We start from the raw sequence: 11192 nt of genomic DNA, 5'->3' as shown, positions 1-11192 counted from the left end.
CGGTGAGCGAATGACCGATCCAGTGCTGCTGATCGATACCACCGACCGGGTCCGAACCCTGACGCTGAATCGGCCCGAGTCGCGCAATGCGCTGTCGACGCAGCTGCGCACGGAGTTCTACGGTGCGCTGCGCACAGCACAGGCCGATGACGCCGTCGACGTCGTCCTCCTCACCGGCGCCGACCCGGTGTTCTGCGCGGGCCTGGATCTCAAGGAACTCGGCGACACCACCGAACTGCCCGACATCTCCCCCAAATGGCCCGCGATGACCAAACCGGTGATCGGGGCCATCAACGGCGCCGCGGTCACCGGAGGCCTGGAATTGGCGCTGTACTGCGACATCCTGATCGCCTCGGAGCAGGCCAAGTTCGCGGACACCCACGCCCGGGTGGGTCTGCTGCCGACCTGGGGCCTGAGCGTGCGACTGCCGCAGAAGGTCGGCGTGGGCCTGGCCCGTCGGATGAGCCTCACCGGCGACTACCTCTCGGCCGCCGAGGCCCTGCGCGCCGGCCTGGTCACCGAGGTGGTCCCCCACGACGAGCTGCTGCCCGCCGCCCGCCGGGTGGCCGCCTCGATCGTCGCCAACAATCAGGCCGCCGTCCGGGCCCTGCTCGCCTCGTATCACCGCATCGACGCGTCCCAGACCGATCAGGGTCTCTGGATCGAGGCTGCCTCGGCGCGCGAATGGATGGCGACGGCCACCGGTGACGACATCGCGGCCAACCGCGGTGCCGTGATCGAGCGGGGGCGCGCGCAGGTGCGCTGACACTGCCGCCCCTCCTGGCACCGCGATGCCCCTTGCACCGCGAGCGACCGTGTCTGTACAGCAACGCCCGGTGTGTCGCGTACATCTGCGGTCGCTCGCGCGGCAGGCGCGGCAGAGGAGGCGCAGGATCAGTCGACGAGCCACCCCGTTCCGGCCTCGCCGGTGGCGAGTTCCTCGACGCTCATCCCGTCGACCAGCCTGTCGAGCGCACCGATCATCATGTCGCATTCGCGTGCGGGATGCTCTTTCGGGCAACGCAACGCATGCGTCAGAAACTGTTGCGCCCCTTGCGCTTGCGCGATCACCCGATCCAGCGCGGCGATCTGCTCGCGCACCGTCGCGCGCCACTGCTCACTCGGCGCGTCGAGCACCGCGGCCGCGGTGTCGAGTGGAAGACCCAACCGGTTCACAATCTTGAGCAATGCGAGCCGGCGAAGCTCCTCGGGCCCGTACATGCGCTTGCCGGCCCGCCGCAGCCGTGGGGACACCAGCCCACGTTCGTCGTAGTACCGCAACGCCGACGGGCTCATCTGCAACCTCGCAGCGGCCTCGCCGATCGGGATCACGTCCATGCCGCCATTTGACTTCAACCCACCTTGAACCGGCAAGGTCTACCCCATGGACGCCGCGCGTGCGATCAATCACCATGCCGATCACCCTGGGTTCGCGGGTGTCACCGGGGTGTTGTGCGGGCTGGTCTTTCTCTTGGTAGGCCGGGCGAAGGCTCGGTTGGCCGCCGATACCGCGCAGCTCTCCTCCGCGGACCACGTCGTGGATGTGGGTTGCGGACCGGGTACCGCCGCCCGGGTGGCCGCCCGCCGCGGTGCGCGAGTGACGGGCGTCGACCCCGCGTCGACCATGCTGCGCATCGCGCGCCTGGTCACACCGAAACGCGCACCCATCAGCTGGAGGGTGGGCACCGCCGAAGCCCTGCCGGTGCCTGACGGATCGGCGACAGTGGTGTGGGCATTGGCCACCGTGCACCATTGGCAGGACGTCGACAAAGCGGTTGCCGAGGCACGCCGCGTGCTCGTGCCCGGCGGACGGTTGATCGCGATCGAGCGTCAATCACCTCCCGACGCCACGGGATTGGCGAGCCACGGCTGGACGCTGCAGCAGGCCGAGTCGTTCGCGACACTGTGTCGCGACACCGGATTCGACGACGTTTCAGTGGCCGAGCGTGGCGACGGCAAGGGGTCCGTCTGGGTGGTCAGCGGTACGCGAAGGTGAGCGCCGCCCCCGTGAGCGACCGCACTTGTACAGAGAAGAGCGGCGTGTCGCGTACAGACACGGTCGCTCGCGGTGCAACGAGGCGGTGCCAACGACGCGGCGGTGTGGAACTAGGCGGTCCCCGGCACCAACCAGCGACCTGAGAACGCGCGCCAGCCGACGAAGATCAGCCGCAGCACCATGAACGTGCTCAACCCGGACCAGATGCCGAACAGGCCCCAGCCGTAGAGCAGCGACAACCAGATCAGCGGCAGGAAGCCGACCAGCGCACTCGTCAGGGTGGCGTTGCGCATGAACTTCGCGTCGCCCGCACCCAGCAGCACGCCGTCGAGCGCGAAGACGATGCCCGCCACGGGCAATTGGGCCACCATGAACCACCACGGCACCCCGACGGCGGCCAACACCGATCGATCGTCGGTGAACACCGACGGCATCACCGACGAACCGGCGGCGAACACGACGGCCAGCACCACCCCGGCCAAGGTGGAGAACAGTGTCACCCGCCAGGCCACGCTCTTGGCGTGCGCGAGCTGACCCGCACCCAGCGCCGCACCCACCAGTGACTGTGCGGCAATGGCGAGCGAATCCAGCACCAGGGCAAGGAAACTCCACACCTGTAGGACGACCTGATGCGCCGCGACGGAGGCGGCACCGAATCGCGCTGCCACCGCGCCCGCGGACAGGAAACAGGCTTGGAACGCCATCGATCGCAGCAGCAGATCGCGGCCCATGGTCAGCTGCGCCCGCAGCACCGCCGGCCGGACCCCCAACGCGACCTTCTCGATCACCAGGGCACGCAGAAACAGCAGCGCCGCCACCCACTGCCCCACAACGTTCGCCACCGCCGAACCGGCCAGCTCCAAGCGGGGCAGGCCCAGCCAGCCGTACACCAGCAGCGGGCACAGCACCGCCGACACCGCAAACCCGAACACCACGTAGTGCAGGGGGCGCGCGGTGTCCTGCACGCCGCGCATCCAGCCGTTGCCGGCCAGCGACACCAGGATCGCCGGGGCGGCCAGGATCGCGATGCGGAGCCACGGCAGCGCGGCGCCCGCGATATCGGAATGTCCGGCGATCGCCCCGAGCAGCGGCACCGCCGCGGCCTGCACGACCGCGATGATGAGCAGCCCCAGCCCCAGCGCCAACCAGGTGGCCTGCACGCCCTCGCCTACCGCCGCCTTCCGGTCACCCGCCCCGAACAGCCGGGCCGAACGCGAGGTGGTGCCGTAGGACAGAAATGTCCCCTGCGAATTGACCAGGCCGAGGACCAGGCCGCCGATGGCCAGCCCGGCCAGGCTGAGCGCACCCAGGCGTCCGACGATCGCGATGTCGAACAGCAGGTAGATGGGCTCGGCCGCCAGGACTCCGAGTGCCGGGATCGCCAGGCCGGCGATGCGGCGGGTGGTGGCGGGAGTGACCGGAATATCGCCTTCCGGCTCAACCATGGCTAGGCAAGAGCCTGAGCAAGCGCCTGAACAACATCGTCGGCGGGGCCTGCGGCGGAGTACCCGGCCGCGTGTGGATGGCCGCCGCCCCCGAACGAGCTGGCGACCGTCGCCAGGTTGAGCGACTTTGCCCGCATGGAAACCGACCAGTGTTCCGGTTCGATCTCTTTGAACACCGCGGCGACCTCTGCCTGCTGGGTGGTGCGCACGATGTCGACGATGCTCTCCACTTCCTCGGGCCGGGCGCTTGACCATTCGTCATGCGGCACAACGGCATATACGAGACCGCGACCACCGACAGCCTCCGGCAGCAGCCGGGCCGAAGCCAGCACCCGTGACAGCATCGGCAGCCACGCAAACGGGTGGGTGTCGAGCAGTGCGCGGCTGATCGAGGCGTTGTCCACCCCGAGTTCGACCAACCGGGCCGCCAACCGGTGTGCCCGGGCAGTGGCCCAGCGGAACGAACCGGTGTCGGTGGTCAAGCCGGCGTACAGGCAGTGCGCCACCCGTTTGTCGATGGGCTTGTCCCAGGCGTCGAGGAGTTCGGCCACCAGCATCGTGGTGGAGTCCGCCGTCGGATCGACGTAATTGGCGGTGCCGAACAGCTGATTGGACGCATGGTGGTCGATGACCAGCACCTCGCGACCGTTCTCGGCCAGTTCACTCAGTGCGCCGAGTCGGTTGACACTCGGAATATCCACTGTGACAACCAGATCCGCGTCATCCCGGATCGCGCTGGGCGCGACCATCAGATGTCCGCCCGGCAGGGTCTGCAACGACTCGGGCAGCTGGTCGGGAGTCGCGAAGGCTACCTCGACCTGCTTGCCCGCGTCGTCGAGCACCTGCGCGAGCGCCAGCCCGGCGCCGATGGTGTCGGCATCGGGATAGACGTGGCACACGACGCTGATGCTCGCCGCGCCCGATAGGAGGTCGGCTGCCGCACGCGCGTCGACACGCAGACCGGAAGGGCGCCCGTTGGGAGCCCCCGAATGAGCAGTATCAGTCATCCGTTCGATCGCGGTCACCGGCATCCTCTGTGTCTGCCCCGTCGGCAAGCCCGTCCATGTCTTCCGCCCCGCTCACACGGTACGGGTCTTCATCACCGGCATGCTTGGCGCCCTCCCGAACTCTCGCCAGATCCTCGTCGGCGGCCCGCGCCCGGGCCAGCAGCTCCTCCATCCGGTGCGCCGTGTCGGGCACGGTGTCGCGGACGAACGCCAGGGTCGGGGTGAATCGCACCCCGGTCCCGGCGCCCACCTTGGTCCGCAACACACCCTTGGCGCTCTCCAGCGCCGCCGCCACACCGGCATAATCCGGTTCCTCATCGAGACTGGTCCCGATGACGGTGTAGTACAGCGTGGCGTCGTGCAGATCACCGGTCATCTTGGCATCGGTGATCGTCACGCCGTTCAGCCGCGGATCCTTGATCTCGTACTCGATCGCCGAAGCGACGATGGTGGAGATCCGTTTGGCGAGCCGCTTGGCCCGTGCGGGATCAGCCATCGCTTATGTACGCACCTTCTCGACGAGTTCGTACGTCTCGATGACGTCGCCTTCCTTGATGTCGTTGTAGGTCAGAGTCAGACCGCACTCGTAACCTTCGCGGACCTCGGTGGCGTCGTCCTTCTCCCGCTTGAGCGAGGACACCGTGAGGTTCTGCGCGACCACCAGGTTGTCACGCAGCAGCCGGGCCTTGGCGTTGCGGCGCATGATGCCCGAGGTGACCAGGCAACCGGCGATGTTGCCGACCTTGGACGACCGGAAGATCGCCCGGATCTCGGCGCGGCCGAGCTCCTTCTCCTCGTACACCGGCTTGAGCATGCCCTTGAGGGCCTTCTCGATCTCGTCGATGGCCTGGTAGATCACCGAGTAGTACCGGATCTCCACACCCTCGCGGTTGGCCAGCTCGGTCGCCTTGCCCTCGGCACGGACGTTGAACCCGATGATGATCGCGTCCGAAGCCGAAGCCAGGTTGACGTTGGTCTCGGTGACGCCACCGACACCGCGGTCGATGACCCGCAGTTCCACTTCGTCGTCGATCTCGATACCCATCAAGGCTTCCTCGAGGGCTTCGACCGTGCCGGCGTTGTCGCCCTTGAGGATCAGGTTCAGCTGGCTGGTTTCCTTCAGCGCCGAATCCAGGTCCTCCAGGCTGATCCGCTTACGGCTGCGTGCGGCCAGCGCGTTGCGCTTGCGCGCGCTGCGCCGGTCGGCGATCTGGCGGGCGATGCGATCCTCGTCGACAACCAGGAAGTTGTCACCGGCACCGGGCACCGACGTGAAGCCGATGACCTGGACCGGACGCGAGGGCAGTGCCTCTTCGACGTCGTCGCCGTGCTCGTCGACCATGCGGCGGACGCGACCATAGGCATCGCCGGCCACCACCGAGTCGCCGACGCGCAGGGTGCCGCGCTGGATGAGCACCGTGGCCACCGGGCCGCGACCGCGGTCCAGGTGCGCCTCGATCGCCACACCCTGGGCCTCCATGTCGGGGTTGGCCCGCAGGTCCAGGGATGCGTCGGCGGTCAGGACGACCGCTTCCAGCAGCGCCTCGATGTTGGTGCCCTGCTTGGCGGAGATGTCGACGAACATGGTCTCGCCGCCGTACTCCTCGGCCACCAGGTTGTATTCGGTGAGCTGCGCCCGGATCTTGGCCGGGTCGGCACCTTCCTTGTCGATCTTGTTGACCGCCACCACGATCGGCACGTCAGCGGCCTGCGCGTGGTTGATGGCCTCCACCGTCTGCGGCATGACGCCGTCGTCGGCGGCGACCACCAGGATCGCGATATCGGTGGCCTTGGCGCCACGGGCACGCATGGCGGTGAACGCCTCGTGACCCGGGGTGTCGATGAAGGTGATCGGCCGGACGTTGCCGTCCAGATCGACCTCGACCTGGTAGGCGCCGATGTGCTGGGTGATGCCGCCGGCCTCGCCCTCGCGGACGCTGGCGTTCCGGATGGTGTCCAGCAGTCGGGTCTTGCCGTGGTCGACGTGACCCATGACGGTGACCACGGGCGGACGGAACTCGAGGTCCTCTTCGTCACCCTCGTCCTCGCCGTAGGTGAGATCGAAGGACTGCAGCAGTTCGCGGTCCTCGTCCTCGGGCGAGACGACCTGCACCTTGAAGTTCATCTCGCTGCCGAGCAGCTCCAGGGTGTCGTCACCGACCGACTGGGTCGCGGTGACCATCTCACCGAGGTTGAACAGCGCCTGGACCAGTGCGGCCGGGTTGGCGTCGATCTTCTCGGCGAAGTCGCTCAGCGATGCGCCGCGGGCCAGCCGGATGGTCTCACCGTTGCCCTTGGGCAACCGCACGCCACCGACGACCGGGGCCTGCATGTTCTCGTATTCGGCGCGTTTCGCCCGCTTCGACTTACGGCCGCGCTTGGGGGCTCCGCCGGGACGACCGAACGCACCGGCCGCGCCACCGCGCTGGCCGGGACGGCCACCGCCGCCACCACCACCGGGACGACCGCGGAAACCGCCGGCAGCCGCTCCGCCTGCGCCGGCACCACCGCCGGCGCCGCCGCCGCCACGGTAGTTACCGCCACCACCACCGGGACGAGCACCCTGACCGGCACCGCCGGGACGGGGGCCGCCGCCGGGACGCGGGCCGGGGCGCGGACCGCCACGACCCGGAGCACCGGCGCCTGCCGGTCGCGGCGGCATGTTGCCGGGCGACGGACGGGGGCCGCCGCCGGGACGCGGGGCACCCGGCCGCGGCTGCGGACGCGGGATGGGCCGCTCGACGGGCTGCTGCGAGGAGAACGGGTTGTTGCCGACACGCGGAGCGCGCGGGGCCGGCTTCGGGGCACCCGACGCCGGGCCCGGACGCGGGCCGGGCGTGGCACCGGGCGTAGGCCGCGGACCGGGCGTAGCACCCGGAGTCGGCGCTGCCGGGGCGCTGGGCGCAGCAGCAGCCGGCACGCTCGGTGCGGCCGGGGGCTGCGGAGCGGCGGGCTTGGGTGCTGCGGGCCGGGCCGCGGCGACCGGTGCGGCCTCAGCGGCCGGAGCCTGGGGTTCGACCGCCGGAGCCGCGGGCGCGGCGGGCTTGGCCGGAGCCGGCTTGGCCGCCGTCGCGGGGCTGGGAGCCCCGGGCTTGGGGGCCGCGGGCGCGGCTCCACCCTGCGGGCGGGGCTTGTCTTCGGGCTTCTTACCGCCGGCCTTTGCGCCGAACGATTCGCGCAGCCGACGCGCGACCGGCGCCTCCACAGTGGAGGACGCCGACTTGACGAACTCGCCTTGCTCCTTGAGCTTGGCTAAGAGGTCCTTGCTGGTGACACCGAGTTCCTTTGCCAACTCGTGCACACGGGCCTTACCTGCTGCCACTACATCTCCTCGTCTGGAGGCAACAGCGGTGGTAGGCGCCGCGCCTCGGGTTTAGCTATGACGCATGGTCATCGGGACTTCACGGTGTGCTCATGTTCTTCGCTACCTGTTCTGTTGCCGGGAACCGGGCCCATCGAGCGGTTCAGCGAACTTCTCGACGTACTCGATCACCGCGGATGTATCCGGTGAACCGGTGAGTCGCAACGCTCGGACGAAGGCTCGTCGCCGCACTGCCATCTGCGCGCACTGCTGGTCGGGGTGCAGCCACGCACCACGCCCTGGCAGGCTTGCCGCGGTATCAACGGTTACGGAACTCGTCCCGTTCCCGTCGGTTACCGCGACCACTCGGAGCAACTCGGCGGCCAACTCTCGCTTCCGGCATCCGATGCAGGTCCGCACTGGTCCGACAGAGGTGTCGGAGGTGCTTCGATGCGTCAGAGCCGGAGTCTCGCGCTGGATCACGGCTGAGTCTACCGCCCCGAGGGCTGTGGTCCGAAACGCCGGTCACTACTGTCAATCGTGTACCGCCCCGGGCCGGACATCATGGTCGGGCTGCGGCGCCGCATCGCTGCGGATATCGATCCGCCAACCGGTGAGCCGGGCCGCCAACCTGGCGTTTTGCCCTTCCTTGCCAATCGCGAGCGAGAGCTGGAAGTCCGGCACGATCACCCGGGCCGCCCGGGCGGCCTCATCGATCACCGACACGGACACCACCTTGGCAGGCGACAGGGCGTTGGCGACGAAACGGGCGGGGTCCTCGTCGTAGTCGATGATGTCGATCTTCTCGCCGGACAATTCGCTCATCACATTGCGCACGCGCTGACCCATCGGGCCGATGCACGCCCCCTTGGCGTTCAGCCCGGGCACGCGCGAGGCCACCGCGATCTTGGACCGGTGCCCGGCCTCCCGGGCCACCGCCACGATCTCCACCGACCCGTCGGCGATCTCCGGCACCTCGAGGGAAAACAGCTTGCGGACCAGGTTCGGGTGGGTGCGAGACAGCGTGATCAACGGCTCGCGGGCCCCGCGGGTGACGCCGACGACGTAGCAGCGCAGCCGGTCGCCGTGTTCGTAACGCTCGCCCGGCACCTGCTCGGCGCTCGGGATCACCCCTTCAGACCCCTTGGTCTCGCTGCCGATCCGCACAACGACCAGCCCGCGGGCGTTGGCCCGGGCATCGCGCTGGATCACGCCGGCGACGATGTCGCCCTCGTGCGCCGCGAACTCCCCGTAGGTCTTCTCGTTCTCGGCGTCGCGCAACCGCTGCAGGATCACCTGCCGGGCCGTGGTCGCCGCGATCCTGCCGAATCCCTCTGGCGTGTCATCCCATTCATGCAGGACGTTGCCGTCGGCATCGGTCTGGCGGGCGATCACCTTGACCACACCGGTCTTGCGATCGATGTCGATGCGCGCGTCGGGCTCATGCCCTTCGGTGTGCCGATATGCGGTGAGCAATGCCGATTTGATGGTCTCCACGACCACGTCGACGGTGATGCCCTTGTCCGCCTCGATGGCGTGCAGTGCCGCCATGTCGATGTTCATTCCCCGGCCCCCTTTCCGGTTTCTCCCGACAGTTCCAACTCGCGTCGGTTGGGAGGTGAAAACTCCACTTGCACAACAGCTTTGGCGATATCAGCAAGCGCAACCTCACGGATGGCCAAGTCCCGACCTTCTGGCACCACGACTTTCAGCACCTCGCCGTCGGTTTCCCCGAGCCTGCCGGTGAACACCGAACCGTCGGCCAGCGTCAGCTCGGCCTTGCGCCCACGGGCGCGACGAAAATGCTTGGGCTGGGTCAACGGGCGGTCCACACCCGGCGAGGTGACATCGAGCACATACGGCGTGTCGCCCTGCGCGAGCTGATCGAGCAACTCCGCTGCCGTCCGCGACAACGCTGCCAGGGTATCGAGATCGAGGCCCTCGTCGCCGTCGGCGATCACGGTGATACGGGCTGGGCGAACCGAAGCGTCGACCACGACATCGTCGATTTCGTAACCGGCGCGCGCGAACTCGCCGTCAAGTAGCTCGATCACCTGCGTCTGCGACGGCAAATCCGCAGACCGCAACTTTGGATCCGGTGCCACGGCGAGCTCCTCATCTTGAATTGTCTCCGACACGAATGCCAGGGCCAGCCACCTGCAGCGGCCCCGGAATCGCCTATTCACGATACGCCAGGCCCGCGGCAGCAACTGCCAATCGCAATCTGGTGCGTGGCGAATGTCGGCGCCCCGGTGGCGGCCGGCCGGTCAGCGCCGCGTCAGGCGGGTGCGACAGCAATGGCAGGATGTTCACGTGCCGAGCGCCCATGCAGACATCAGCCGGCGGCGCGTACTGGTCTCGGCCGCGGCCCTTGCCCTGTTGGGCACCACCGCCGCCGCGTGCAGTACGACGACGCCTCAACCCGAAGTGGACGACCTGACCGCGCAGTGGGACCGGGCCCGTGCCGACAGTGCGCTTGCTGCCGAGGCGGCGACCGCCCAGCCCCCGCAGGCAGCGGCGACCCGGGCACTGAACGCGGTGGCCAGCGATCGCAGCGCACATGCCAAAGCCCTGGCCGACGAGTTGACCCGGATGACGGGTTCAGCCCCGGCGGACACCGCCACCAGCACCACCACAAGCACGCCCAAGACCACCCCGAGTGCAGGAGCAGATGCGTCCGCACCCGGCGTCGGCGACGTGGTCGACGCGCTCAAGGAGTCCGCGGACCGGGCCGCCGGTCTGGCCAGCAGGCTCTCCGGCTATCGCGCCGGCCTCCTCGGATCCATCGCCGCCTCGTGCACGGCCGCCCACACCGTCGCGCTGGGAGGTGCACAGTGACCTCGCCTGGACCACGATCGACCACCTCGCCCACCCGTCCGACGACAGCCGCCGATGCGGCCCTGTTCGACGCCGTCGCCGTCGAGCACGGCGCGATCTACGGCTACGGGCTGGTATCGGCCCATTCGACCGCCGAGGACAACGCCCTGGTGGCCACGGCGATGGCCGAACACCGCGCACGCCGCGAGGCCGCCATGGCCCTGCTCGAGGCGCGGTCGGTCACGCCGCCGCTGCCCGCGGCCGGCTATCAGCTGCCCGCACCGGTGACCGATCCGACCGATGCCGCCAACCTCGCGATACGCATGGAGGAGGACACCTCGGTGGCTTGGCGTGCCGTGCTCGAACAAGCCACCAGCGCCGACGACCGCGCGTTCGCGGTCACCGCGCTGTCGGAGACGGCCGTCACCGCGGCCAGATGGCGCGCGATCCTGAACACCTGGCCGGTGACCGTCGCCTTCCCCGGCGGGGGCGAGTAGCGCCGCGCACGCGATCTCCGGATCCCTTTGATTGCACCCGGTAATTGATGGCGCGGTGCCCATTGCAACGTCCGCTCGCCGAGCGAAAGGTAGAGGTCGGACCGGTGGCGCCACCGGGGCGCCGCCCCG

12 protein-coding genes are annotated in these 11192 nt (G+C 69.0%); 4 read left to right on the top strand and 8 right to left on the bottom strand.

The genetic code is table 11. From position 1 onward, the window contains the following. Positions 1-10 precede the first annotated feature (10 nt). On the top strand, positions 11-766 hold the full coding sequence (locus EH231_RS02830) for an enoyl-CoA hydratase (RefSeq protein ID WP_090425211.1): 756 nt from the start codon (positions 11-13) through the stop codon (positions 764-766). A gap of 128 nt (positions 767-894) precedes the next feature. Here the strand turns inward: EH231_RS02830 and EH231_RS02825 are convergent, their stop codons facing one another. After that, positions 895-1338: a MerR family transcriptional regulator gene (locus tag EH231_RS02825; RefSeq protein WP_090425210.1), complete on the bottom strand. Its 444-nt coding sequence runs from the start codon at positions 1336-1338 to the stop codon at positions 895-897. Between the two features lie 46 nt (positions 1339-1384). Between EH231_RS02825 and EH231_RS02820 the strand changes: the two genes are divergently transcribed. Beyond that, positions 1385-1996, top strand: a complete 612-nt coding sequence (locus EH231_RS02820; RefSeq protein WP_090425209.1) for a class I SAM-dependent methyltransferase — start codon at positions 1385-1387, stop codon at positions 1994-1996. A gap of 110 nt (positions 1997-2106) precedes the next feature. On the opposite strand, the gene EH231_RS02815 is transcribed toward EH231_RS02820, so the two are convergent. From EH231_RS02815 to rimP, 7 genes are all read right to left on the bottom strand, one after another. Beyond that, the gene (locus EH231_RS02815) at positions 2107-3441 is read right to left on the bottom strand and encodes an MATE family efflux transporter (protein WP_090425208.1); all 1335 of its coding nucleotides are present in this window, start codon (positions 3439-3441) and stop codon (positions 2107-2109) included. A gap of 2 nt (positions 3442-3443) precedes the next feature. Further along, positions 3444-4448: a DHH family phosphoesterase gene (locus tag EH231_RS02810; RefSeq protein ID WP_090426079.1), complete on the bottom strand. Its 1005-nt coding sequence runs from the start codon at positions 4446-4448 to the stop codon at positions 3444-3446. Continuing rightward, a complete protein-coding gene (gene rbfA, locus EH231_RS02805) occupies positions 4441-4944 on the bottom strand; it encodes a 30S ribosome-binding factor RbfA (RefSeq protein WP_090425207.1) in 504 nt (167 codons plus the stop codon). The genes EH231_RS02810 and rbfA overlap by 8 nt, the downstream gene beginning before the upstream one ends. Positions 4945-4947: 3 nt before the next feature. Further along, positions 4948-7770, bottom strand: a complete 2823-nt coding sequence (gene infB, locus EH231_RS02800; protein ID WP_090425206.1) for a translation initiation factor IF-2 — start codon at positions 7768-7770, stop codon at positions 4948-4950. A gap of 102 nt (positions 7771-7872) precedes the next feature. Then, positions 7873-8115 carry a YlxR family protein gene (locus EH231_RS02795; protein ID WP_234927103.1) on the bottom strand — a complete coding sequence of 81 codons (243 nt, stop codon included), beginning with the start codon at positions 8113-8115 and terminating at the stop codon, positions 7873-7875. A 168-nt stretch (positions 8116-8283) separates the two neighbouring features. Next, positions 8284-9312, bottom strand: a complete 1029-nt coding sequence (gene nusA / locus EH231_RS02790; RefSeq protein WP_090425204.1) for a transcription termination factor NusA — start codon at positions 9310-9312, stop codon at positions 8284-8286. Then, positions 9309-9854 (bottom strand): ribosome maturation factor RimP, encoded by a 546-nt coding sequence (gene rimP / locus EH231_RS02785; RefSeq protein ID WP_090425203.1) that lies wholly within the window; start codon positions 9852-9854, stop codon positions 9309-9311. The genes nusA and rimP overlap by 4 nt, the downstream gene beginning before the upstream one ends. Before the next feature lie 208 nt (positions 9855-10062). Here rimP and EH231_RS02780 point away from each other — a divergent pair, with 208 nt between their 5' ends. Both EH231_RS02780 and EH231_RS02775 read left to right on the top strand, forming a co-directional pair. Then, positions 10063-10587, top strand: a complete 525-nt coding sequence (locus EH231_RS02780; RefSeq protein ID WP_090426076.1) for a hypothetical protein — start codon at positions 10063-10065, stop codon at positions 10585-10587. Continuing rightward, complete coding sequence (locus tag EH231_RS02775; protein WP_090425202.1) at positions 10584-11063, top strand: ferritin-like domain-containing protein; 480 nt, start codon at positions 10584-10586, stop codon at positions 11061-11063. The genes EH231_RS02780 and EH231_RS02775 overlap by 4 nt, the downstream gene beginning before the upstream one ends. Positions 11064-11192: the final 129 nt, after the last annotated feature.

This window comes from Mycolicibacterium nivoides, assembly GCF_003855255.1.
GTDB lineage: Bacteria > Actinomycetota > Actinomycetes > Mycobacteriales > Mycobacteriaceae > Mycobacterium > Mycobacterium nivoides.
This window is presented reverse-complemented; position numbering and strand designations above follow the sequence as displayed.